The organism is Pseudoalteromonas sp. NSLLW218 (assembly GCF_015864775.1).
GTDB lineage: Bacteria > Pseudomonadota > Gammaproteobacteria > Enterobacterales > Alteromonadaceae > Pseudoalteromonas.
In genome coordinates, this window is record NZ_JADYWO010000005.1 from 36,500 (window position 1) to 59,711 (window position 23,212).

The window sequence follows — 23,212 nt, forward strand, 5'->3', positions numbered from 1 at the left end:
AAGCCTTCTAACTAAGAAGGCTTTTTTATTATCAAGTGGACATTTTGGCACGAGTGAAATGCTTACTCGCAATGGTAACTAAGCACGAATTTTGGCATTATAGCGCCATTAAACTTTGCATAGCTGTAAAGTGAGCATACGATTTAAGGAAAGTATATGCATATACATATTTTGGGCATTTGTGGCACGTTTATGGGTGGCATTGCAGCCATTGCTAAATCATTAGGTCATAAAGTAACGGGTTCTGATCAAAACGTTTACCCACCAATGAGTACGCAACTTGAAGAGCTTGGCATTGAACTGACTCAAGGCTACGATGTATCTCAATTAGAGCCAAAGCCAGATATGGTAGTTATCGGTAATGCAATGAGTCGTGGTAACCCGTGTGTTGAATATGTGCTTGATAAAGGTCTGCCTTACACCTCTGGCCCTGAATGGCTTAAACATAATTTATTACAAAACTCGTGGGTACTTGCTGTCGCCGGTACGCATGGTAAAACAACCACAGCAAGTATGCTTGCGTGGGTGTTAGAGTACGCAGGTTTAAAACCAGGGTTTTTAATTGGCGGCATAGTCCAAAATTTTGGTGTATCGGCCAAAGTCGGCGAAACGCCATTTTTTGTTATTGAAGCCGATGAATACGACACTGCTTTTTTTGATAAGCGCAGTAAGTTTGTACACTACCTTCCGCGTACGCTTATTTTAAACAATCTTGAATTCGATCACGCTGATATTTTTGAAGATTTAAACGCAATAAAAAAACAATTTCATCACTTAATGCGTACATTACCTCAAAGCGGCAAGGTAATTTGGCCTAAGCAAGACGTAGCGCTTAACGATGTAATAGCACAAGGGCTTTGGAGCGAAAGCGAAACGTTAGGCGATGATTGGAGCTATGAATTAATAAAAGCCGACGGTAGTGAGTTTAATGTGCTTTTAAATAACGAAAAGCAGGGCACTGTTTGCTGGCAAGCAATAGGCGAGCATAACGTTAAAAATGCAATTATGACTATCGCAGCAGCGCGCCATGTGGGTATAGCTGTTGATCATAGTATTGATGCCTTAGGTGAGTTTATTAGCCCTAAAAGGCGTATGGAGCTAAAGGCTGATATAAATAATATTAAGGTGTATGACGATTTTGCGCATCACCCAACAGCAATTAAAACTACGCTTGCAGGACTGCGCGCAAAAGTAGGCGATGAAAAAATTATCGCTATTTTAGAGCCGCGCTCAAACACCATGAAAATGGGTGTGCATCAATATACATTATTAGATTCACTGCGTGATGCTGACGACGTACTACTTTTTGAACCAGAGAATCTAAATTGGTCGCTAAAAGAGCAAGCAGATAAAGCGGGTATGCAGTGCTTTAGCAGCACACAAACAATTATTGATACGGTGCTTGAAAATATTGAGCCTAATCAACATATTTTAATTATGAGCAATGGTGGTTTTAATGGCCTTCATCAACACCTTGTTGATGGTTTAGCTGATAAATACAGCGGAGAATAGTGTGCAATTTAAAGATAGAATTACGCTCGCTTTTAGCGGTGCATCAGGTGCACCTTATGGTTTAAGGTTACTTGAAGTATTGCTTGAGCAGCAATTTCAAGTTTACGTACTTATCTCAAGTGCAGCACGAGTGGTGCTTGATACAGAATCAAATATTAAGCTCTCTGGTAACGAAGATAAAGCCACTGAGCAGTTAAGTACGCTGTTTAATGCTAAATCTGAGCAGTTAAAAGTATACGGTAAAGATAACTGGTTTAGCCCTGTGGCTTCGGGCTCTGCTGCACCTAAAAAAATGGTGGTATGTCCATGCAGTGCTGGGTCGGTTTCTGCAATTGCAGTAGGGGCGTCAGATAACTTATTAGAGCGCGCCGCCGATGTCGTTATTAAAGAACGCGGACAGTTAATTTTAGTGCCGCGCGAAACACCATTTAACGAAATTCATTTAGAAAATATGCTTAAGTTATCTCGTTTAGGTGTGACCATAATGCCAGCAGCGCCTGGTTTTTATCATAAGCCACAAAGTATTGAAGACTTAGTCGATTTTATGGTGGCAAGAATTTTAGATCATTTAAACATTGAACATAACCTAACAAAACGTTGGGGTTATGGTGAGGGTAAGTAATGAATAAGCAAAATATTGCTTTAAATATAGAAGGCCTTACCAAGGTTTACAAAAATGGTGTTGAGGCTATTAAAGGCGTTGATTTACAAGTTAAAGAGGGCGACTTTTTCGCTTTACTTGGTCCAAACGGAGCAGGTAAATCAACCACTATTGGTGTTATTTCGTCACTTGTTAATAAAACAAAAGGCAAGGTAGAAGTATTTGGTTGTAATATTGATACTGATTTAGAAGCTGCAAAAGCGCATTTAGGCTTAGTGCCGCAAGAGTTTAACTTTAGTCAGTTTGAAACACTTAGCCAAATACTTGTTAACCAAGCCGGTTATTATGGTGTGCCACGTGGCGAAGCCCACAAACGTGCTGATAAATACTTAGCACAGCTTGGCTTACTTGAGAAAAAAGACAAACAAGCACGTACGCTTTCAGGCGGTATGAAACGCCGATTAATGATTGCGCGTGCCCTTATGCACGAACCTAAGTTGCTTATACTTGATGAGCCAACAGCGGGTGTAGATATAGAATTACGCCGTTCAATGTGGGATTTTTTACGTCAAATAAATGAGCAAGGCGTTACTATTATTTTAACTACACACTACCTTGAAGAAGCTGAGTTACTGTGTAAAAACATCGCCATAATCGATAATGGCCGAATTGTTGAAAACACCACCATAAAAGCATTGCTTGCAAAGCTTGATAAAGAAACCTTTATTTTAGATTTAAAAATGCCAGCAAGCCCTGTCACGCTTGAAGGTTATAAATTTACCATGACGGACGATCATACTGTTGAAGTGGAAGTCGCTAAGTCTCAAGGCTTAAATGCTGTATTTAGTGCATTAACAGCTCAAGGTAATACTGTGTTGAGTATGCGAAATAAAGCAAACAGATTAGAAGAGTTATTTGTAGGATTACTAGAGCAAGGGCGGGGCGAGTAAATGTTTAAATATGGTGTAGCCTTAAAGAGTTTATGGATTAAAGAATGTATTCGTTTTTTACGTATTTGGGTGCAAACTTTAGTACCGCCAGCAATTACGATGAGCTTATATTTTGTTATTTTTGGTAACTTAATTGGTTCACGTATTGGTGATATGGGCGGCTTTAGTTATATGGAGTTTATTGTACCTGGCCTTATAATGATGTCGGTTATTACTAATTCCTATTCCAACGTAGCCTCTAGTTTTTACTCAACAAAGTTTCAAAAAAGTATTGAAGAGCTTTTAGTTGCACCTGTACCTAACTACATCATTGTTCTAGGTTATATGGGTGGCGGTATGACACGCGGTATTATGGTGGGCTTTATAGTGACCTGTGTGTCGTTATTATTTGTTGATATCCAAATTCATAATATTTTTGTAATTATGGCGACGGTTATTTTAACCTCAGCTGTGTTTGCTTTAGGTGGTTTAATTAATGCAATTTACGCAAATAGTTTTGACGATATAAGCATTATCCCCACCTTTATACTAACGCCATTAACTTACTTAGGCGGTGTATTTTATTCAATTACGTTGCTGCCTGAGTTTTGGCAGAATGTATCACAAATCAACCCTATAATTTATATGGTTAACGCATTTCGTTATGGCTTTTTAGGTGTGTCGGATGTTGATTTGAGCGTGGCTCTTGGGGTTATTTTAGTATTTATAACAGCGTTATTTACATTGGCGCTTACATTGATCAAAAAAGGTGTGGGGCTAAGACACTAATGAGTGATGCAAATTCACGTAGTATTGTATCTAATCAAGCGGGTATTCACGAAAAGCTTGATGAAATAGTAAATAAGCACTTAGATGCTGAATTTAAAAAGCCAATTGCAGCTCATACCCAAGCCGCATTTGACGAGGTTAATGCCAAAGTACAAGCCTTTAGTGGTCCGCTTATTTTAGACTCGTGTTGTGGCGTAGGTGAAAGCTCAGCTAACTTAGCTAAGCGCCATCCTGATGCACTTGTAATCGGTATTGATAAATCGTCGCACCGCTTAGATAAGCACGATGTTGAATATAAGCAAACCGACAGTGGTCAGTACATCTTAGTGCAAGCAGACTTAAATGACTTTTGGCGTTTAGCGGTCGCTGCTAATTGGCAACCTACGCACCATTATTTGTTGTATCCAAACCCGTGGCCTAAATCTAAGCATATTCGTAGGCGCTGGCATGGCGCAGCTATTTTTCCATTTATCGTTAAGTTAGGTGGAAAATTAGAAGTGCGCAGCAATTGGGATATTTACGTTAAGGAGTTTGCTCGGGCGCTTGAATTAACAGGCAACCCTTGCGATGTGACACTTTATGAATCAGACGATGCAATTACGCCTTTTGAGCGTAAATACTGGGCCAGTGGCCAGCAAAGCCACCGACTCGTTATAAACTTACCTTGCTAAAGTAAGTTAAAGTGCTAATTCTTCTGTAACCGTATTAACATGTGGCACTGGGTGGGCAAAGTAGTTGCCTTGCATTAGTGTCACATTCGCCTTTTTAAGTGCGGTTACTATGGTTGCATTTTCTACGGATTCTGCCATTAATTGTAAACCAAGTTGATTAGCAAAACTGGCTATATGTTCAATAAACAAGTAGATATCTTTGTCATTCACTATTTGCTTTATTAGTGCGCCATCGAGCTTAATACCATCTACTTCCAGCTTAAGTACGTTTGATATATTTGAATAACCACTACCAAAGTCATCAATAATAACCTTAACGCCTTTCGTTTTAACCATTCCAATAAATGCTTTTACTTCAGAAAAGTTAGCAATAGCTTGGGTTTCTAAAAGCTCTAGTGTGATATTACCAGGATGCGGGTAACGCTTAAGTTCGTCTGCAATAAACTCACTTAAATTAGGGTCGAGCATATCTTGTGCAGTTATATTTAAACTCCAGCAAATATCTGTTTTTCTAAAGCGACTAACACATTGTGAAAATATAGTACGGGTAAGTATTCCGTCCATTCTTGAGCGAGTAACAACATTTAAAAATGCATCAGGTTTTAATACTTCACCTTGCGCTGTTACCATTCGAGCTAAACATTCGTATTGAACAACTTTATTGGTATTAGTATCAATAATGGGTTGAAAGTAAGGCACTATACGGTTGTTATCAAACGCTTCACGCACCTCTTTAGCCATTTCAACATTGTATTGATATTGCGTTTTTACATCGTGTAGCGCTTTTGAGTAGTTAACTACGCTATGTCTGCCTTGTTTTGCTTGCAGCGCCGCTATATGAGCGTTTTCAAGTAGTAGCGATTTATTACCACTGGCAATACCTGCACATAGAGTTATATAAATAAAAGGGTCAGTTAACACTGGGGTATTAAAGTTATATGTTTTTACGAGATCGGTAAATTCGTCATTACTCATTTCTTTAGGCGCGAGTAATACTATTTTGTTGGTTGCTAGTCTGTATATATGGCAATGCGCAGAGCTTCTGAGTTTAAAGTGAATGAGTAAGTTTTTCATTACTTTATCACCCACTTCAGTGCCGTAGAAACTGTTTATATCTTCTATTTCATTAACCCAAATAACGGCTAACTGCATGTGATGAGCATTACTTTTTTTAATAAAGTACTCAAGAGCAATATGATTAGAAAAACCAGTACTTGAGTCAGTTGCTAAAGAGCGCTTTAGTAAATAAATATATATGGCGGCAACAAGTATCGCGATAAAAAAGAAGAAGCTCGCCATTGCAGCAGCTTTCGATACACTTTCTTTAAGTTTCTCGTTTAAATTGTAAATAGTTATATCGGCACCCGTTAAATAGGTATTGCCGTTAATAGGGTCAACGTAAGGAATAAAAATAGTTTTAAAGTGGCCCCACTGATCGCTCGATATTTCAAATACAGGCTCGGTTGAGTAAAAAGCACTTATATTTGCATCGGTAGCTTCAGGGTAGAGATCTAAAAATTGAGTTACTTTGCCATTATTCTGATCGTCTTGCGTGTAGCTTGATGAGCTAAAAAGAACCTTTCCGTCTTTTAAAATCATTGAATACACATAAGCAATATCAAGTGCTTGAGCAAACTCAGAGAGCTGTTTACTCTTATTTTGATAGTAAGAAAAACTTATGTTGTCGCCTTGATTAACCGCACTTAAGTAATTTTCACCTAGAATATGTTTAACGCTGGTGGCGGCATTAAGTAAGCGATTATCAACCGACTGCATTATTTCAGCACGCGTGGTTTGGTAAGTGTAGTAAACATAGGTAAGCAAGCTTATTAAAAATAAGCTAAAGCCTGCCACTATCCAACTAACTTTGACTCTTCCTTCTGGCATATGTGTCCCTTTTTTGTTATCAAATTTATTATACCCAAAATAAGTAAATGCCCAATAAATAATTAGGTTTAGTCAAATTTTAATTAAATTATCATTTTTTTGTCATCGCTTTGATTGCTTTTATAGGTTTAAACGAGACATTTTAGTTATATTGCAGTAAAGTTAGCGCAATTTTTAAAGAAACACGATTGCTCTAAATGTCCTAATAATTAGGAGTTTTTGATGGGTAAGCGCGTGTTTTAGCTACACACACTAGGTATTGAGATGGATCAAAAGCGTTGTGCCGTCGCCTCTAAAGAAAGCCTTAAGCGTATATTTACTGTACCTGAAGCGCCAGACTCAACTTTAAGCAAAATCGAGCTTGAAATTTCGAGTAATTTAGCAGGTTTCTTAAACGAAAATATAGCGGCAATTGAAAAACCATTACATGAAATCGAAAAAGATTTTCAGTCGGCAGTAATCCCAGAGGATCCAACGTTTGTATCTGCTTATGCTCAAGACATAATGGAGCAACTTGTTGCGCATTCTGTGCATACAGCTGCGCCTAGCTTTATTGGTCATATGACCTCTGCCTTGCCGCATTTTTTATTACCGCTGTCAAAATTGATGGTAGGGCTAAATCAAAATCTAGTAAAAATAGAAACGTCTAAAGCGTTTACGCCTCTTGAGCGTCAAGTGCTTGGAATGATGCATCATTTAGCTTATGGGCAAGAAGATTCGTTTTATTCTAAATGGATGCACAGTGCTAAAACCTCATTAGGTGCATTTTGCTCAGGTGGAACGGTTGCTAATATTACTGCGCTTTGGATTGCGCGAAACCGCTTATTAAAACCCGATGGTGATTTTAGAGGTATTGGCGCACAAGGCCTAATTGCCGGTATGCTGCATTACGGCTATAAAGGTTTAGCAGTATTAATATCAGAACGCGGACATTACTCATTAGGTAAATCAGTTGATTTACTCGGTATTGGTCGCGATAACTTAATTGGTATTAAAACCTGCGAAAATAATAAAGTTGATGTAGGAGCTATGCGCGAAAAAGCACGTGAGCTTGAATCGCAAGGCATTAAAGTAATGGCGATTATTGGGGTAGCGGGTACAACCGAAACCGGTAATATTGACCCACTTGATGAAATGGCCGACTTAGCACAAGACATTAACTGCCATTTTCATGTAGATGCTGCATGGGGAGGAGCGACCCTTTTATCGAACACGCATCGCCCTTTACTAAAAGGGATTGAGCGAGCAGATTCAATTACCATCGATGCACATAAACAAATGTATGTACCAATGGGAGCGGGCTTAGTTTTATTTAAAGATCCCGCTGCCACAGATGCAATAGAGCATCACGCTGAGTACATATTACGTAAAGGTTCAAAAGACTTAGGTAGCCACACGCTTGAAGGCAGCCGACCTGGTATGGCAATGTTAGTACATGCTTGCTTACGTGTTATTGGTCGTAAAGGTTACGAAATGCTGATTGATCGAAGCATCAAAAAAGCACATTACTTTGCTGACTTAATCAAAGCTGATGAAGACTTTGAGCTTATCTCAGAACCTGAGTTGTGCCTATTAACGTATCGTTATGTACCTAAGCAAATTAAACAAGCAATAGCCGATGCAGATGCTGCAACTCGGTTAGATATTTTTGCTTCATTGAATCGTTTTACTGCCAGTATGCAAAAGCGTCAACGAGAGTCTGGTCGCTCATTTGTATCACGTACTCGTTTAACGCCTTCTAAATACGACAATCAACCTACCGTTGTATTTAGAGTGGTACTTGCAAACCCGCTTACCTCAGGCGCTATTTTAAAAGAGATATTGGCTGAGCAAAAAGAGTTGGCTGCAACAGATCCGGTATTCAAAAAATACTTAAGAAAGTACATGTAAACTAAATACAAAAAAAGGGTCACTTTGAAGTGACCCTTTTTGATATTAGAATAGTTGATTAATTACTAATGCAGAATACGTGCTCTAATTGTACCCTCAACAGCGCTTAGTTCTTTAAGTGCTACTTCAGATTGATCTGTATCTACATCAATAACTACATAACCAATAGATGCGTCTGTTTGTAGGTATTGCGCAGCAATATTAATACCGTGCTGTGCAAACGCTTGGTTAATTTGCGTTAGTACACCAGGGCGGTTGTGGTGTACGTGTAATAAACGGCTACGATTAGCAAGCTCAGGCAGCGATACTTCAGGGAAGTTAACCGCAGTAATAGTTGAGCCATTATCTGAGTATTTAGCCAGTTTACCCGCTACTTCAATACCAATGTTTTCTTGTGCTTCTTGTGTAGAACCACCAATGTGCGGCGTTAAAATAACATTGTCGAATTGGCGCAGTGGCGATACAAATTCTTCATCGTTAGATTTTGGCTCAGTAGGGAACACATCGATTGCTGCACCACTTAGTTTTTTCTCTGTAAGCGCTTCTGCAAGAGCATCAATATCAACCACAGTTCCGCGTGAGGCATTGATCAAAATAGACCCCTGCTTCATAACAGCAAGTTCTGCGCTACCAATAAGGTTTTTAGTTTGCGGTGTTTCTGGTACATGTAAGCTAATAATATCAGAGCGTTGTAACAGCTGAGTTAGGTTATGAACTTGTGTTGCATTACCCAGTGATAACTTATCTTCGATATCGTAATATTCAACGTTCATACCGATATTTTCAGCCATAATACCTAGCTGAGTACCAATGTGACCGTAGCCAATAATACCTAAAGTTTTACCACGTGCTTCAAACGAACCATTTGCTGTTTTTAACCAGCCACCACGATGAGCCGCTGCATTACGCTCTGGAATACCGCGTAATAAAAGTAGAATTTCACCAAGTACAAGTTCAGCAACTGAGCGAGTATTAGAAAATGGTGCGTTAAATACAGCAATACCGCGTTCGCGTGCTGCATCTAAATCAACTTGGTTTGTACCAATACAAAAACACCCAACAGCAACTAGTTTGTCAGCTGAGTCTAATACGGCTTGGTTAATATGAGTACGAGAACGAAGTCCTACAAAGTGAACATCTTTAATGCGCTCTTTAAGCTCGTCCTCAGGTAAGGATGTTTTAACGTAGTCGATATTGCTGTAACCGTTACGTTTTAGCGTTTCAACAGCGCTTTGGTGAACACCTTCAAGCAAGAGAATTTTAATTTTGTCTTTTGCTAACGATACCTTACTCATAACCTCATCCTATTTAATTTGTGGCCCATTTTTGGTACCGATAATCACTTTATCAGCACCTCGCATCGCAAATAGGCCGTTGGTAACTACGCCAACAATTGAATTTATTTGTGCTTCAAGTTGTTTAGCATTGGTAATTTTTAAGTTAAATACATCTAATATCACGTTACCGTTATCGGTAACTACGCCTTGGCGATAAACAGGGTCACCACCAAGCTTTAATAATTCTCGTGCAACGTAGCTGCGTGCCATTGGAATAACTTCTACCGGAAGCGGGAAGTCGCCCAATGTATCTACCAGTTTTCTGTCATCAACAATACACACAAACTGTTTTGCAACTGCCGCTACTATTTTTTCACGTGTTAGCGCTGCGCCGCCGCCTTTAATCATTTCGTTTTGAGCGTTTATTTCGTCAGCGCCGTCAACGTATACATCTAAAGCAGCAACGTTATTAAGCTCAAATACTTCAATACCCAACGCTTGTAGGCGCGCGGTTGAGGCTTCTGAGCTTGATACAGCGCCTACAATAGTGTCCTTTACTGAGCCAAGGGCATCAATAAAGTGATTAACAGTAGAGCCTGTACCCACACCTACAATGGTGTTTTCTTTTACAAACTCGAGTGCTGCCCAAGCAGCTGCTTTTTTTAATTCGTCTTGTGTCATTGCTTTGTGCTCATGTATGTCAGAAATATGCGGTTAGTAATCAAATTTAATTGTTACCAACAGTATGTTTTATCTGGGGTGATAATGGTTTTAAGTGGTACATCCCACGACTCGATTGGTAGGGCCTCAACTTTTTGGCATTCATGTGCAAGGCCAATTAGTTGTGGTTTTTGCCAATTTTGTTCGTGTAAACGCGCCAAAGTCCGGTCGTAAAACCCACCTCCCATTCCTAGGCGATTACCTTGTTTATCAAATGCAACTAATGGCATAAGGAGGTAATCAAGCACTGGTAATGGGCATATTTGAGAGCAGTTCAGCTTAGGCTCCAAGATACCATAGCGATTTGCTCTCATGGGTGAGTTTTTCTCATAGCGCTGAAATAGTAAATTAGCGCCATTGAATGGGTGTATTATAGGTAGGTAAACGGTATGGTTTAAACTCCATAATTCTTTAATTAACAATGAAGTGTCTAACTCCCCATCGTTACTTAAGTAAATGGCAATATGCTTTGAATTCGTTGTTTTTTCGCTTTTTAAATGTTGAATAAAATTCATTTTTAGCGATTGCGCAGCAATTATTTGCTGATTATTTGACAAGTTTTTACGGGTGTTACGAATTTCTGCTCTTATTTTTGCGCGTTTATTACTCATTAAATTAATTAGCCATTCTTAAAAAGAGAATAAATCGGGAAAAATTAAAAAAACAGCCAGTACTACTAGCAAAATGGTGGCAGTTGCAATCAATGAATATAAAAGTAAGTTACTGCGTTTTTTAGGAGGCGCTAAATCCTCATCTAGCATTAGGTCGTCATCTTGCCATTCGTCAACATTTTCGTCTGGTGCTTTTAATTGAGCTTCAGGAAGGCGTTGCTCTAGCTCGTCTAACTTTTCTTCAAGGCGAATTAAGCTGCTAGTGATGTAATCGAGAGCATCAAAAATACGTTCATCACGTTGGTTGTTTGCAGCAGGGGCAGAGCTATTTTGAATAGCGTTTGAAACAGCTTGAAGCTTACTTTTAATGCCTAAGCTCGCTAGTAACTTAGCCTGTTTTAACGCTTTGTCTTTATCGCTTGGCGCAAACAGTGGCTTGCCTTTAAAAAAAAGAGCTACTTTTTCATCTGACGTTTTTAATTTTGCAGCTAAATTTGTACATGCTGTTTTTATATCAACGTTATCGGCAAGTCCTGCAAATATAACGCGAAAGTTATCGGCCATTTAACTATCCCTAAAGCTTTTATAATGAAATGAGTATATACCTAAAGTACAAAAGAATTCGAGGTCGATTTTATAGTTATTTTGTAGACGCTCTACAAACAATATAGCGAATAAGTTTTAGATGCAAAAACGACCCTTAAAAGGGCCGTTTTTAATTTATTACAAAACTTTTGGCTTAAAGGCCAGCAGCTGCGCGAAGTGCGTCTGCTTTATCAGTACGTTCCCAAGGGAATTCGTCACGACCAAAGTGGCCGTAAGCCGCTGTAGGAAGGTAGATAGGGCGCTCTAAATCAAGCATTTGAATTAAGCCGTAAGGGCGTAGGTCAAAGTGTTCACGAATAAGCTCGATTAAACGGCTTTCTTCTAGCTTGCTTGTACCAAATGTTTCAACGCTGATAGAAGTAGGCTCTGCAACACCTATTGCGTAAGAAACTTGTAGCTCACACTTGTCAGCAAGACCAGCAGCAACAATGTTTTTAGCAACGTAACGTGCTGCATATGCTGCTGAGCGGTCAACTTTTGATGGATCTTTACCAGAGAAAGCACCACCACCGTGACGAGCCATACCACCGTATGTATCTACAATGATTTTACGACCAGTTAAACCACAATCGCCCATTGGTCCGCCAATTACAAAACGACCTGTTGGGTTTATAAAAAACTTAGTTGCGCTTGTAATAAGTTCTGCAGGAAGTACAGGCTTGATGATTGTTTCCATCACAGCTTCTACTAAATCTTTTTGTGAAATGTCTTCGCTGTGCTGAGTAGAAAGTACAACAGCATCAATACCTACTGGTTTGCCGTTTTCGTATGCAAAAGTAACTTGAGATTTTGCATCTGGACGTAACCAGTTAAGCTCGCCGCTTTTACGTACTTGCGCTTGGCGCTGTACTAAACGGTGTGAGTAAGTAATTGGAGCAGGCATTAGTACTTCTGTTTCGTTACATGCGTAACCAAACATTAAGCCTTGATCGCCCGCGCCTTGCTCTTCTGGGCTAGTACGGTCAACACCTTGGTTAATGTCTGGAGACTGTTTACCAATAGTGTTTAAAATTGCACATGAATCGGCATCAAAGCCCATGTCTGAATTTGTGTAGCCAATGTCACGAATTGTTTTACGTGTAATTTCTTCGATATCAACCCATGCGCTAGTAGTGATTTCACCACCAACCATAACCATACCGGTTTTAACGTAAGTTTCACACGCTACGCGAGCCTGAGAGTCTTGCTCTAGGATTGCATCAAGTACCGCATCAGAGATTTGATCGGCGATTTTATCCGGATGACCTTCAGAAACAGATTCAGAAGTAAATAAATGTTTTGCCATTGTATTTCTGCTCACAAATATTGCGCTTCACAAATGTCGGTATTAGCGCTAAAAAATTAAGGGGCGTATTTTATCGAAAACAAAACGCATTGCATAGTGTTTTTACGCCTAGACGTCTAAATAAAATTACGAATGTCGTTCTAGTCTCAAAAAAAATTCATAATGCTGCCTTTTCTGGGGTTTTTAATTGCACACCGCCCCCACAATAAGTAAGAATGGATACATAACAGTATCCAAGTTATTTGGTTACATAAACAAACACATAAATACCCGCGCAAATACACATATAAGGTAGGAGAATTCATGCCATCTCGCAAAGAACTTGCAAATGCTATTCGCGTCTTGTCAATGGACGCAGTACAAAAGGCCAAATCTGGCCACCCTGGAGCCCCTATGGGCATGGCTGATATCGCAGAAGTATTATGGCGCGATTATCTAAAACATAACCCAACGAATCCAGAGTGGGCTGACCGTGACAGATTTATTCTTTCAAACGGCCACGGTTCAATGCTTATCTATTCTCTATTGCACCTAAGTGGTTACGACTTACCACTGGACGAAATTAAAAACTTCCGTCAAATGCATTCTAAAACACCAGGTCATCCAGAATACGGCTATGCACCAGGAATCGAAACTACTACGGGTCCATTAGGTCAAGGGATCACAAATGCCGTAGGTATGGCAATTGCTGAAAAAGCGCTAGCTGCACAGTTTAACCGTGAAGGTCACGATATTGTTGATCACTTTACCTATGCATTTATGGGCGATGGCTGCCTTATGGAAGGTATTTCTCATGAAGCAGGTTCACTTGCAGGCACTCTAGGCTTAGGTAAGCTTGTTGCATTTTGGGATGACAACGGCATTTCAATCGATGGCGAAGTAGAAGGTTGGTTTACAGATGACACGCCAGCTCGCTTTAAAGCATACGGTTGGCATGTAATTAGTGGTGTTGATGGCCACGATAGCGATGCTATTAGTGCTGCAATTGCAGAAGCTAAAAGCATTACCGATAAGCCATCACTAATTTGTTGTAAGACAATTATTGGTTACGGCTCACCTAATAAATCTGGTAGCCACGATTGTCACGGTGCACCACTAGGTGATGACGAAATTAAAGCGTCTCGCGAATTCTTAGGTTGGACTGGCGATGCGTTCGAAATTCCTGATGATATTTACGCACAATGGGATAGCAAAGAAAAAGGTCAACAGCTTGAATCAAGCTGGGACGAAAAATTTGCAGCATACGCAAAAGCATACCCAGAGCTAGCGTCAGAATACAAGCGTCGTATTAACAATGAACTTCCTGGCGATTGGGCTGAAAAATCTCAAGCGTACATTGAGCAACTTCAAGCAAACCCTGCAAACCCAGCGTCTCGTAAAGCATCGCAAAATGCTTTAAACGCATTTGGTCCGTTATTACCAGAATTCATGGGTGGCTCAGCCGATTTAGCAGGCTCAAACTTAACAATTTGGGATGGCTCTAAAGGTTTAACGCACGACGACGCAAGCGGTAACTACATTTACTACGGTGTACGTGAGTTTGGTATGTCGGCAATTATGAATGGTATTGCCCTTCATAAAGGTTTTATTCCTTACGGTGCTACGTTCTTAATGTTTGTTGAATATGCAAAAAATGCCGTACGTATGGCTGCATTAATGAAGCAACCAAGCATTTTTGTATACACGCACGATTCAATCGGCCTAGGTGAAGATGGTCCAACTCACCAACCAGTAGAGCAAATTGCAAGCATGCGTTTAACGCCTAACTTATACAACTGGCGTCCATGTGACCAAGTTGAATCGGCAATTGCATGGCAACAAGCTATTGAGCGTAAAGACGGTCCTACATCGTTAATCTTTACTCGCCAAGGTCTTGAGCAACAAGCCCGTGACGCACAGCAATTAGCAGATGTTAAGAAGGGTGGTTACATCCTTAGCTGTGACGGCAACCCAGAGATTATCTTTATTGCAACAGGTTCTGAAGTGCAACTAGCACAAGATTCAGCAAGCGAACTACGCAGCCAAGGTAAAAAGGTACGTGTTGTATCTATGCCATGTACTGATGCCTTTGAAGATCAAAGCGCAGCATACAAAGAAAGCGTATTACCGGCATCTGTTTCACGCCGCGTAGCAGTAGAAGCAGGTATTGCTGACTACTGGTACAAGTACGTAGGCCTAAATGGCGCAGTAGTAGGTATGACTACCTTTGGTGAGTCGGCGCCTGCAGGCGAGCTGTTTGAGCACTTTGGTTTTACAGTGGCAAACATTGTAAGCAAAGCAAACGAGCTTTTTTAATCGCTTTGATTAAATAAAGTAAGTAATTGAAAAACCCGCACATGTTGCGGGTTTTTTTATGCCCTTACATGAAGCAACTTCACCTTGAACAATGCTGCTTTCCTTGCAAGAAAGTAAGCTATCAGGCAAGGTAGTGCGATAAAATTTATAAATAAAAATCTTAAATTAATAGCAGGAGCTAAAAATGCCAAAGTTCGATAACGTAAGTGTAGTAAAAAAAGCCAATGTATATTTTGACGGAAAAGTGTCGAGCCGTACCGTTATTTTAGGTGATGGAGAAGCGAAAACGTTAGGCTTTATGCAACCAGGTGAGTTTGTTTTTGATACAAACCAAAAAGAGTGCATGGAGCTTTTAGCTGGCCAATGGGATATTTTATTACCAGGAGCAAGCGAATGGAAAACATTTAACGCAGGTGAATCGTTTAATGTTGATGCAAATGTAAGCTTTAAAGTAAAAGTATCTGATTTTGCTGACTACTGTTGTTCGTACACAGATTAACCAGCACAGCTAGACGTCTGAAAGCCCATGCACTATGGGCTTTGCATAAACTTTGCGCAACGCATGATTTAAATCACCAAAAACCGCAAATAAACCTCAAATATCTCTCTTTTTTCCTTGTGTTAATCTAAATAGCCCCCAATACTATTTATGAGGTAACAAATAAAAGGATACCCTATGAAAATTAATCTTTCTGGTCACCATGTTGAAGTTACTGACTCTATTAGAGAGCACATCAACGAAAAATTTTCAAAAATCGAGAGCCATTTTCCATCGCTTATTGCACTCGATATTATTTTGTCTAAAGAGCATCATAAAATCCAAGCTGAAATTAGCACTAATTACGAAGGCACGCGCATATCGGTAAAAGGGGAAAACGAAGTTATGTACCCAGCCATTGCAAGCGCAGCTAAAAAACTCGATGCGGCACTAAAACATCGAAAAGGGCAGATAAAAGCAAACTTACACGAAAAGCCTGTTAGCACTACACCTGAAATCGCACACGAGATCATCCAAGAGATGGATCTTAAATAAAATTTAGTCACAAAGTATTGTAAAAAAGAGCCGTATGGCTCTTTTTTATTGCCTGTAATTTAGGTAAGTTATGCGCTCTTGCAGTTTATTAATTATAAAAATTAATAAAAAGAACACACAACACACATATTTTGAGAAATTAATGCACACAACAAAAGTAGTATGGAAGTCTCGACTAGGTGCGCTTGGCCCTGGGATCCTAATGGCAACAGCCGCTATTGGCGGTTCTCACTTAGTTGCCTCTACGCAAGCTGGGGCAATATTTGGCTGGCAATTATTTTGGCTTATCCTCGTTGTTAATGTTTTAAAGTACCCGTTTTTTCGCTTTGGGATGGAATACACACTCGCTACTAAAAATAGCCTAGTGGAGGGCTATAAAAGCAAAGGCCCGTTTTACTTTTACAGCTTTATTGGTTTAAACATTGTAGCTGCTGTAGTTAATACCGCCGGTGTATTACTGCTTACCGCAAGCTTACTGCATTACGCGCTGCCTATTGTTATTGAAGTAACCTTGCTTTGTTGGATGCTGTTGGGAGTATGTTTAGTTATATTGCTACTTGGGCACTTTAAAGCGCTAGATAACGTTGCCAAAGGCATTATGGGGTTGCTGACGCTCGCTACTTTGATTGCCCTTGCCATTGCATTTAGTAACGGCCCAATGGCACCTGCTGATTACATAGGGCCTTCACCGTATGAACTTGCCATGCTTAGCTTTATGGTGGCTTTAATGGGCTGGATGCCAGCCCCTATCGAAATATCTGCATTAAGTTCTTTATGGCTAAAAGAAAAACAAGCGCAGCAAACAGTTTCTAAAAGCCAAGGCCTGTTCGATTTTAACGTAGGTTACTGGCTTACAGCTGGCTTAGCCTTAGTATTTTTTAGCTTAGGTGTATTGGTACAGTATGGGCAAACTAGCAGTATAGAACTCGGCGGTGTCGCGTTTGCCAAGCAGCTTATTGATATGTACGCATTAACAATAGGCGAGTGGGCAAGACCGCTGGTATCAGCAATCGCTTTTTTATGTATGTTTGGCACCACACTCACCGTGCTTGATGGCTACGCCCGCACGCTTAACGAATCTCATAAACTACTTGGCTTTAAGCAATCAAAACACAGCCTAAATATTTGGTTAATACTACAAGCACTTGCCGGTATGGCGGTTATTTTATTTTTTAAATCAGCCCTTGGTCCCATGCTTACGTTTGCGATGACACTTTCATTTGTTACAACACCTGTTTTTGCATGGCTTAACTTTAGCTTAGTGCGCTCAGAGCCTGATATTACACACAGCGTGTTACTGCGCTGTTTAAGTTGGTTAGGTTTGGTGTATTTAGTTGGTTTTGCAGTCGCATTTGTAGTGTGGAAACTAGCAGCCTAAATTAAGCTGCGTAAACATAAGCACTTTAAACTAATGCTTTGGCAACGTCTTTATTAAGCTTTGCTAATTTTTATTGGTAAGTTTTAGTTTACAAGGAGGAAGCTATGAAATTTGATATGTCTGTTTCAGACAATTATGCATCATATTTTGATGAGCAAAATGGAAGCCATATCTTTATAGATAGTTTTGATAATACAAAATTTGAAATGCGAATCGGGAGCTTAGATAATTCGAAATCAGTCGGTAGCGTTATAGCTTCTAATGATGGTGAATTAAATATAAGGTTATTGGGACTTTATATTAAGTATATTAATACTCTAAAATTAAACGAGGTATAAATGGATATTCGAGTAGGCGAGCTTTCAAACCCACACGTTATAAAGCTACTACAAGCGCATCATAACGATATGCTAAAACATTCGCCTGTTGAGAGTGTGCATGCACTTGATGTGAGTAAACTCACTCAGCCCGATATAACTTTTTATAGCTTATGGATTGATAATAATTTAGCGGGTGTTGGCGCTTTAAAAGCACTAAATGCGACCGAAGGCGAAATTAAATCAATGCGCACATCAAGCAGCTATTTACGTCAAGGTATAGCCGCTAAGTTACTCTCGCATATTATTGAGCAAGCAACACTGCGAGGTTATAAAAAGCTAAGCCTAGAAACCGGAACAGCAGAGGCATTTTTGCCCGCACAAAAGCTTTACACTCAATTTGGTTTTAAAGAATGCGAACCCTTTGGTGATTATAAGCTAGATCCGTACAGCTTGTTTATGAGTAAAGCGCTTTAAAAGTGAGAGTGGGGAGATTATGAAATACAAAATTGAACATACCGCTCCAGTATTAGACGCATTTGCAAATTTACGCACACAAGTAAAGTGGCAAAACCCTGACGATAAAACATTAAAAGCAAGCATCGAAAACTCACTTTTTTGGGTTACAGTGTACGACACTGATAAGTTGATAGGCACTGGTAGAATAATCGGTGATGGCGCAATGTATTTTTATATTCAAGATGTAATTGTTGCGCCAAGTTATCAAAAACAAGGCATAGGTCATTTAGTTATGACCCACATTGAAAACTACCTAAACAACACCTGCTCTAATGGCGCTACTATAGGTTTATTAAGTGCTCACGGTAAAGAAAGCTTTTATACACAATATGGTTATGTAAAACGCGATGGCGATGGTTTAGGGCTCGGAATGTGTAAGTTTATTAGCAAGTAATAATAAATATTGCTGCATGATATCAAGATTATTAAGATAGCTTTCAAAGGTATTGCGCAATGAGCAAACGTGATTTATTTTCAGAATTAACGACAGCACTTGTGGACGCTAAAGCACATTCACAAGGAAAGCTTACGTTACGCACTTATTCAGTAAATGATATTAACGATCTTGTTGTCTCCCCTGATGAAGTAGTGAATATTCGAGAAACATCCAGAATACATAAGCAAGAACGCTCGAAAATTGGGAACAAGGACGCAGCGCACCAAATGGGCAAGCGATAACATTGCTAAAGCTTGTGCAGCGTCATCCTGAAGTGTTAAATCACATAGCTGAGTTGTGAGTTTTATAAAGTTCATCTATGTAAAAGGGTGATTTAGATATACTCAGGTTTATTTTAAAAGGCAAAAAAGACACTATCTCATAACTTTATAGTTTGTTTATGAGTAAGATGCTTTAAAGTTTTAGCTGTTAGGATTAATTTAAATTAAAGGAATAGGTTATGGCAATTAAACATGTATTTATTGACTCATGTGCTTATCGGAATTTAGGTTTTGATACTTTTTCAAATCAAGCTTTTAAACAATTAAAAAAGTATTGTGAGATGAGTCACTGCCAACTTTATATAACAAGTATCATCACCAAAGAGGTTGAGGGTATCCTTGAAGTAATGGAAAATGATGCCTTGAATCTTATAGATAAACTTAAAGGAAAAACTAAGTTACTTAGCCCATCAATAGATGAACAATATGAGATGCTAAAAAGTAATATTGAAGGCAAGTACTCTGAATATTTTACTAACTTTCTAACGACAGTAAATTGTATTGAAGTTCCAATTACAAATATTGATGAAACTGAATTACTGGATATGTATTTCTTACAAAAACCTCCATTTAAAGGGAAGTCTGGAAACAAGTCTAAAAGTGAATTTCCTGATGCTATTAATATTTTAGCTTTAAAAGAATATATGAACCAGCGTGATTCAATTGTAGAAGAGTGGCATTTAGTATCACATGATAGTGATTTTGGCTCTTTAGAATATTCTGAAAAAGAGATTTTTACCTATAAAACGCTTAAAGATTTAATGACCGCTATTAATAAAGAAAATGACTCAAAGGTCGGTCAAGTTATAGAGTTTTTAAAAGGTAATGTGACTAAAAATAAATTGATAACATATGTTGAAAACTTTTTTGAAGATGTATGCGAAAACAGTTTGAACTTATTAGAAATTCAAGAGTGGAATAGAGGTATTCTTGATCTTGAAATGCACTCAGCAAATATAGAGGTTATAAATATTGCCGTTATTGAGAAAGATTTAGATGAGCCAATAGCTGTAATTGAATATGAAGTAGTATTGACTTTGGATGCTGGCTTCGAATATATGAGGAGAGACTGTCAGACAACTCTAGTTTTAGAACAGGTAGTGCAGCTCGATTGTTATGTTGACTACTATGAAGTATCAAATAGAAATATTGAATACTCTTTAAAAAATATAGTTCATAAATTTTATAATTAAAAAACTGGAGTCGATATTTAAGCTTTAGCTACCTTAATTAGAGTATTTTTAAATAACTAAACCAAAAGAGTTATTAATATATTTAGGTAGCTAGATAAATTAATATTTTAACTCAGCTCTTTTATCGCTCTACTTATCCCATCTAAACTCAGCGCATACATGCGATTGTTCATTAACTCTTTTATAAAGCCAATCGATTGATAGTACGGCCAGTGTTCAACGGGTTGTGGGTTGAGCCAGGCGACTTTATCAAAGTGGTTTGTAATGCGTGCAAGCCATGCACTGCCGGGCTCTTCATTGTAATGTTCTACGGAGCCGCCCGCATAAGCTATTTCGTAAGGTCCCATAGTGGCATCGCCGACAAATATGACTTTGTAGTCGCTGGTAAATTTATTAATCAGCATCATGGTGTCGATTACGTTTGAGTGGCGCCGCGCATTGTCTTGCCAAACGTGCTCGTATAAACAGTTATGAAAGTAGTAAAATTCTAAATGTTTAAACTCGCTGTGGGCTGCGCTAAATAATTCTTCGCAGGTGTGGATGTAGTCATCCATTGAGCCGCCAATATCAAACAGCATCAATACTTTTACTGCATTGTGGCGTTCGGGTGCCATTTTTACATCAAGCATGCCGCCTTGTTTTGCAGTAGCGCGAATAGTCTCATTTAAATCAAGCGTGTCGCTTGCGCCAGTGCGGGCAAACTTACGTAACTTTTTAAGGGCGAGTTTAATAGTACGCGAGCCAATTTCTCTGTCGGTGTCGAGGTTTTTGTATTCTCGTTTATCCCACACTTTTACCGCTTGGCGGTTACGGTTGCCATCTTGACCAATGCGCACGCCCTCAGGGTTATAACCATAAGCGCCAAAAGGTGATGTGCCGCCAGTGCCCACCCATTTATTGCCGCCTGCGTGGCGTTTTTGTTGCTCTTCTAAACGCTCTTTTAGGGTTTTCATTAGCTCGTCGAGCCCGCCCATAGCTTTAAGTTGGGCTTTTTCTTCATCGCTTAGGTTTTTTTCAAACTCTTTACGTAGCCAATCTTCAGGTAAGTTGTGCTGTTGCTTTAAACTTTCGAGTAAATCAAGGTCGGCAATACCGCTAAAGTAGTCACTAAAGGCTTTGTCGAAACGGTCAAAGTGCGTTTCGTCTTTTACCATTATGGTGCGCGCTAAATGGTAAAACGCGTCTACGTCGGCAAATATAACGCCTTTTTTTAAGGCGTTAATTAAATCGAGTAACTCACGCAGGCTTACCGGTAAGCGGTATTCACGCAGTTTGAAGAAAAATGCTATCAACATCTTAACGACGGCTCATAAACGCGAGTTTTTCGATTAGGCTTATGTCTTGCTCGTTTTTAAGCAGTGCGCCAAACATGGGCATTAAACCGCCTTTTTTAGCTTTGTCGTGCAGTGTTTTAGCGTCTATGTCTTCAGCCATTAAGAGCTTTAACCAGTCGAGTAATTCGCTGGTGGAAGGTTTCTTTTTAAGGCCGTTAGCTTCGCGCAGGTTAAAAAACACTTCGAGTGCTTGGCGTACTAAATCCTGTTTAACGTTAGGGTAGTGCACGTCAATAATTTGCTGCATTTCATCGCTGCTAGGAAAATCAATGTAATGAAAAAAGCAGCGGCGTAAAAATGCGTCCGGTAATTCTTTTTCATTATTTGATGTGATGATCACAATTGGGCGCTCTTTTGCGACAATACGCTCATTAGTTTCATAAACATGAAACTCCATTTTATCAAGCTCAAGCAGTAAGTCGTTTGGGAACTCGATATCAGCTTTGTCTATTTCATCAATTAATAGTACTGGGCGTTTACCGTTAAGCTCTGCATACGTAAATGCCTGCCACAGCTTACCTTTAACAATGTAGTTACTAATATTATGTACGCGCTCGTCACCTAATTGGCTGTCGCGCAGGCGCGAAACCGCATCGTACTCGTACAAGCCTTGCTGCGCTTTGGTGGTCGATTTTATATGCCACTGAATAAGCGTGGTGTCTAAACTTTTAGCAAGTTCTTCAGCCAGCATAGTTTTACCTGTGCCGGGTTCGCCTTTAATTAAAAGTGGTTTTTCGAGCATAATGGCAGCATTTACAGCTTGTTTAAGCGAGCTGCTAGCTATGTAATTATCGGTTGAATTAAATTGCACGAGTTAGCCTCTATCTGGTCAGAGCAGTATTGAATGTATTCATGATGCCATAGTTAATCTATTTCACCAATATAGGCAAAACGCGGTATTGTGTTGCCGTCTTTTTCTATTGTTTCGTTAAACATACTAAGTGGACGTGCCCAAATACCAAATTCACCGTAAAGAGCCTGATAAATAACAAGCTGTTCCTCGGTTTCGCTATGGGTGGCAACGTGAATAACTTTGTATTGCGGCCCTTTGTAGTGTTGGTATAAGCCTGGTTTGAGGGAAAGTGGTTTTATTGCTGTAGTCATGTTTTGATCTCTTGTATAATTTGGCTTTGCACTTTTAATGTTAACTAATTTGCCGACACTATGAACTATATTTCTTTAGATGATTACAAAAAGGCGTGGGTTTTTCGCCACAAAGATTTACCTGTATCTGATGAAGACGCAGCAAAAATAAAGCCTATGAGCGACGAGCGCGCAGCCGTACTTTGGACAACCATGGTAAGCCGTGAGTTTGATCACCCTGATTTTTTTGAAGACACCGATTGGTGTGGCCAAGAAAAAAGCTTTAGCCAAGAAGTAGATTGGCAAGATGCGTGGGAAAATGGGGATGCGCAACCTCCAGAAGCAATCTTAACGTTTTTAGATTGGGAAGCTAACACCACTGTTTATTTTTGTATGGCACGCGATAATATTATCGAAACAACATTTGATGTATTTAAACGCAATTGGCAAAACTTTATGTTTTTAGCTGATGGCAGTTTATTGATTGGTAAAAAGCGTAATACGGTTGTGCAATTTTTAGAATCAGGTAAAGCAAAATTAGGTGAAAAGCCAAGCGCTTAAATTA

Annotated in this window: 24 protein-coding genes and 1 pseudogene; 16 read left to right on the plus strand and 9 right to left on the minus strand. The window is 39.4% G+C overall.

The genetic code is table 11. The features are described 5' to 3' along the window. The first annotated feature begins 156 nt into the window (after positions 1 to 156). The 5 genes from mpl to I6E80_RS08695 are packed head-to-tail and all read left to right on the plus strand — an operon-like array spanning position 157 to position 4,502. Complete coding sequence (mpl, locus tag I6E80_RS08675; protein WP_024600591.1) at positions 157 to 1,512, plus strand: UDP-N-acetylmuramate:L-alanyl-gamma-D-glutamyl-meso-diaminopimelate ligase; 1,356 nt, start codon at positions 157 to 159, stop codon at positions 1,510 to 1,512. Position 1,513: 1 nt separating this feature from the next. Beyond that, positions 1,514 to 2,134: a flavin prenyltransferase UbiX gene (locus I6E80_RS08680; protein ID WP_024600592.1), complete on the plus strand. Its 621-nt coding sequence runs from the start codon at positions 1,514 to 1,516 to the stop codon at positions 2,132 to 2,134. After that, positions 2,134 to 3,063, plus strand: a complete 930-nt coding sequence (locus I6E80_RS08685) for an ABC transporter ATP-binding protein (RefSeq protein WP_024600593.1) — start codon at positions 2,134 to 2,136, stop codon at positions 3,061 to 3,063. Before I6E80_RS08680 ends, I6E80_RS08685 begins: the two co-directional genes overlap by 1 nt. After that, entirely contained in the window at positions 3,064 to 3,831 is a 768-nt protein-coding gene (locus tag I6E80_RS08690) for an ABC transporter permease (protein ID WP_007584748.1), read from the plus strand. Beyond that, positions 3,831 to 4,502 (plus strand): tRNA (guanosine(46)-N(7))-methyltransferase TrmB, encoded by a 672-nt coding sequence (locus I6E80_RS08695; protein ID WP_024600595.1) that lies wholly within the window; start codon positions 3,831 to 3,833, stop codon positions 4,500 to 4,502. Before I6E80_RS08690 ends, I6E80_RS08695 begins: the two co-directional genes overlap by 1 nt. Positions 4,503 to 4,508: 6 nt before the next feature. On the opposite strand, the gene I6E80_RS08700 is transcribed toward I6E80_RS08695, so the two are convergent. After that, positions 4,509 to 6,389 carry a GGDEF domain-containing protein gene (locus tag I6E80_RS08700; RefSeq protein WP_024600596.1) on the minus strand — a complete coding sequence of 627 codons (1,881 nt, stop codon included), beginning with the start codon at positions 6,387 to 6,389 and terminating at the stop codon, positions 4,509 to 4,511. 264 nt (positions 6,390 to 6,653) lie between these two features. On the opposite strand from I6E80_RS08700, the gene panP reads away from it, so the two are divergent. Beyond that, entirely contained in the window at positions 6,654 to 8,279 is a 1,626-nt protein-coding gene (gene panP, locus I6E80_RS08705) for a pyridoxal-dependent aspartate 1-decarboxylase PanP (RefSeq protein ID WP_024594075.1), read from the plus strand. Between the two features lie 65 nt (positions 8,280 to 8,344). On the opposite strand, the gene serA is transcribed toward panP, so the two are convergent. From serA to metK, 5 genes are all read right to left on the minus strand, one after another. Then, positions 8,345 to 9,574, minus strand: a complete 1,230-nt coding sequence (gene serA, locus I6E80_RS08710; RefSeq protein WP_024600597.1) for a phosphoglycerate dehydrogenase — start codon at positions 9,572 to 9,574, stop codon at positions 8,345 to 8,347. Positions 9,575 to 9,583: 9 nt separating this feature from the next. Continuing rightward, positions 9,584 to 10,237 (minus strand): ribose-5-phosphate isomerase RpiA, encoded by a 654-nt coding sequence (rpiA, locus tag I6E80_RS08715; protein WP_197185355.1) that lies wholly within the window; start codon positions 10,235 to 10,237, stop codon positions 9,584 to 9,586. 53 nt (positions 10,238 to 10,290) lie between these two features. Beyond that, positions 10,291 to 10,887 carry a 5-formyltetrahydrofolate cyclo-ligase gene (locus tag I6E80_RS08720; protein ID WP_101164181.1) on the minus strand — a complete coding sequence of 199 codons (597 nt, stop codon included), beginning with the start codon at positions 10,885 to 10,887 and terminating at the stop codon, positions 10,291 to 10,293. A gap of 18 nt (positions 10,888 to 10,905) precedes the next feature. Beyond that, entirely contained in the window at positions 10,906 to 11,451 is a 546-nt protein-coding gene (locus tag I6E80_RS08725; RefSeq protein ID WP_076925204.1) for a hypothetical protein, read from the minus strand. A gap of 175 nt (positions 11,452 to 11,626) precedes the next feature. Continuing rightward, a complete protein-coding gene (gene metK, locus I6E80_RS08730; protein ID WP_024600601.1) occupies positions 11,627 to 12,778 on the minus strand; it encodes a methionine adenosyltransferase in 1,152 nt (383 codons plus the stop codon). A 303-nt stretch (positions 12,779 to 13,081) separates the two neighbouring features. On the opposite strand from metK, the gene tkt reads away from it, so the two are divergent. The 9 genes and pseudogenes from tkt to I6E80_RS08775 all read left to right on the plus strand — a co-directional run bounded on the left by tkt (position 13,082) and on the right by I6E80_RS08775 (position 20,230). Next, positions 13,082 to 15,073 (plus strand): transketolase, encoded by a 1,992-nt coding sequence (tkt, locus tag I6E80_RS08735; protein ID WP_197111075.1) that lies wholly within the window; start codon positions 13,082 to 13,084, stop codon positions 15,071 to 15,073. Positions 15,074 to 15,257: 184 nt separating this feature from the next. Continuing rightward, the gene (locus tag I6E80_RS08740) at positions 15,258 to 15,572 is read left to right on the plus strand and encodes a pyrimidine/purine nucleoside phosphorylase (protein ID WP_002958974.1); all 315 of its coding nucleotides are present in this window, start codon (positions 15,258 to 15,260) and stop codon (positions 15,570 to 15,572) included. 177 nt (positions 15,573 to 15,749) lie between these two features. Next, on the plus strand, positions 15,750 to 16,106 hold the full coding sequence (gene raiA / locus I6E80_RS08745) for a ribosome-associated translation inhibitor RaiA (protein WP_007376058.1): 357 nt from the start codon (positions 15,750 to 15,752) through the stop codon (positions 16,104 to 16,106). A gap of 202 nt (positions 16,107 to 16,308) precedes the next feature. After that, entirely contained in the window at positions 16,309 to 17,484 is a 1,176-nt protein-coding gene (locus I6E80_RS08750) for an NRAMP family divalent metal transporter (protein WP_197185474.1), read from the plus strand. A gap of 104 nt (positions 17,485 to 17,588) precedes the next feature. Beyond that, entirely contained in the window at positions 17,589 to 17,822 is a 234-nt protein-coding gene (locus I6E80_RS08755) for a hypothetical protein (protein ID WP_197185356.1), read from the plus strand. Further along, positions 17,823 to 18,278, plus strand: a complete 456-nt coding sequence (locus I6E80_RS08760; protein ID WP_197185357.1) for a GNAT family N-acetyltransferase — start codon at positions 17,823 to 17,825, stop codon at positions 18,276 to 18,278. A gap of 19 nt (positions 18,279 to 18,297) precedes the next feature. Continuing rightward, entirely contained in the window at positions 18,298 to 18,714 is a 417-nt protein-coding gene (locus tag I6E80_RS08765) for a GNAT family N-acetyltransferase (RefSeq protein WP_197185358.1), read from the plus strand. Positions 18,715 to 18,773: 59 nt separating this feature from the next. After that, positions 18,774 to 19,057: pseudogene (locus I6E80_RS08770) on the plus strand (helix-turn-helix domain-containing protein). A 159-nt stretch (positions 19,058 to 19,216) separates the two neighbouring features. Continuing rightward, positions 19,217 to 20,230, plus strand: coding sequence for a PIN domain-containing protein (locus I6E80_RS08775; RefSeq protein ID WP_154903683.1), 1,014 nt, complete (start codon positions 19,217 to 19,219; stop codon positions 20,228 to 20,230). 107 nt (positions 20,231 to 20,337) lie between these two features. On the opposite strand, the gene I6E80_RS08780 is transcribed toward I6E80_RS08775, so the two are convergent. The 3 genes from I6E80_RS08780 to I6E80_RS08790 are packed head-to-tail and all read right to left on the minus strand — an operon-like array spanning position 20,338 to position 22,668. Continuing rightward, entirely contained in the window at positions 20,338 to 21,525 is a 1,188-nt protein-coding gene (locus I6E80_RS08780) for a VWA domain-containing protein (RefSeq protein ID WP_197185359.1), read from the minus strand. 1 nt (position 21,526) lies between these two features. Next, positions 21,527 to 22,375 carry a MoxR family ATPase gene (locus I6E80_RS08785; RefSeq protein ID WP_024600605.1) on the minus strand — a complete coding sequence of 283 codons (849 nt, stop codon included), beginning with the start codon at positions 22,373 to 22,375 and terminating at the stop codon, positions 21,527 to 21,529. A gap of 53 nt (positions 22,376 to 22,428) precedes the next feature. Further along, positions 22,429 to 22,668 carry a DUF1653 domain-containing protein gene (locus I6E80_RS08790; protein WP_024596334.1) on the minus strand — a complete coding sequence of 80 codons (240 nt, stop codon included), beginning with the start codon at positions 22,666 to 22,668 and terminating at the stop codon, positions 22,429 to 22,431. Positions 22,669 to 22,728: 60 nt separating this feature from the next. Between I6E80_RS08790 and I6E80_RS08795 the strand changes: the two genes are divergently transcribed. Further along, on the plus strand, positions 22,729 to 23,208 hold the full coding sequence (locus tag I6E80_RS08795; protein ID WP_024596335.1) for a DUF2947 domain-containing protein: 480 nt from the start codon (positions 22,729 to 22,731) through the stop codon (positions 23,206 to 23,208). Positions 23,209 to 23,212 lie beyond the last annotated feature (4 nt).

Bases quoted from the DNA above. Each gene is read 5' to 3' on its own strand.
- I6E80_RS08790 (WP_024596334.1), bottom strand. From the start codon at position 22,668: ATGACTACAGCAATAAAACCACTTTCCCTCAAACCAGGCTTATACCAA.
- metK (WP_024600601.1), bottom strand. From the start codon at position 12,778: ATGGCAAAACATTTATTTACTTCTGAATCTGTTTCTGAAGGTCATCCG.
- I6E80_RS08700 (WP_024600596.1), bottom strand. From the start codon at position 6,389: ATGCCAGAAGGAAGAGTCAAAGTTAGTTGGATAGTGGCAGGCTTTAGC.
- I6E80_RS08755 (WP_197185356.1), top strand. From the start codon at position 17,589: ATGAAATTTGATATGTCTGTTTCAGACAATTATGCATCATATTTTGAT.
- serA (WP_024600597.1), bottom strand. From the start codon at position 9,574: ATGAGTAAGGTATCGTTAGCAAAAGACAAAATTAAAATTCTCTTGCTT.
- I6E80_RS08740 (WP_002958974.1), top strand. From the start codon at position 15,258: ATGCCAAAGTTCGATAACGTAAGTGTAGTAAAAAAAGCCAATGTATAT.
- I6E80_RS08760 (WP_197185357.1), top strand. From the start codon at position 17,823: ATGGATATTCGAGTAGGCGAGCTTTCAAACCCACACGTTATAAAGCTA.
- raiA (WP_007376058.1), top strand. From the start codon at position 15,750: ATGAAAATTAATCTTTCTGGTCACCATGTTGAAGTTACTGACTCTATT.
- panP (WP_024594075.1), top strand. From the start codon at position 6,654: ATGGATCAAAAGCGTTGTGCCGTCGCCTCTAAAGAAAGCCTTAAGCGT.
- mpl (WP_024600591.1), top strand. From the start codon at position 157: ATGCATATACATATTTTGGGCATTTGTGGCACGTTTATGGGTGGCATT.
- tkt (WP_197111075.1), top strand. From the start codon at position 13,082: ATGCCATCTCGCAAAGAACTTGCAAATGCTATTCGCGTCTTGTCAATG.
- rpiA (WP_197185355.1), bottom strand. From the start codon at position 10,237: ATGACACAAGACGAATTAAAAAAAGCAGCTGCTTGGGCAGCACTCGAG.
- I6E80_RS08750 (WP_197185474.1), top strand. From the start codon at position 16,309: ATGGCAACAGCCGCTATTGGCGGTTCTCACTTAGTTGCCTCTACGCAA.
- I6E80_RS08765 (WP_197185358.1), top strand. From the start codon at position 18,298: ATGAAATACAAAATTGAACATACCGCTCCAGTATTAGACGCATTTGCA.
- I6E80_RS08695 (WP_024600595.1), top strand. From the start codon at position 3,831: ATGAGTGATGCAAATTCACGTAGTATTGTATCTAATCAAGCGGGTATT.
- I6E80_RS08795 (WP_024596335.1), top strand. From the start codon at position 22,729: ATGAACTATATTTCTTTAGATGATTACAAAAAGGCGTGGGTTTTTCGC.
- I6E80_RS08685 (WP_024600593.1), top strand. From the start codon at position 2,134: ATGAATAAGCAAAATATTGCTTTAAATATAGAAGGCCTTACCAAGGTT.
- I6E80_RS08725 (WP_076925204.1), bottom strand. From the start codon at position 11,451: ATGGCCGATAACTTTCGCGTTATATTTGCAGGACTTGCCGATAACGTT.
- I6E80_RS08780 (WP_197185359.1), bottom strand. From the start codon at position 21,525: ATGTTGATAGCATTTTTCTTCAAACTGCGTGAATACCGCTTACCGGTA.
- I6E80_RS08690 (WP_007584748.1), top strand. From the start codon at position 3,064: ATGTTTAAATATGGTGTAGCCTTAAAGAGTTTATGGATTAAAGAATGT.
- I6E80_RS08720 (WP_101164181.1), bottom strand. From the start codon at position 10,887: ATGAGTAATAAACGCGCAAAAATAAGAGCAGAAATTCGTAACACCCGT.
- I6E80_RS08775 (WP_154903683.1), top strand. From the start codon at position 19,217: ATGGCAATTAAACATGTATTTATTGACTCATGTGCTTATCGGAATTTA.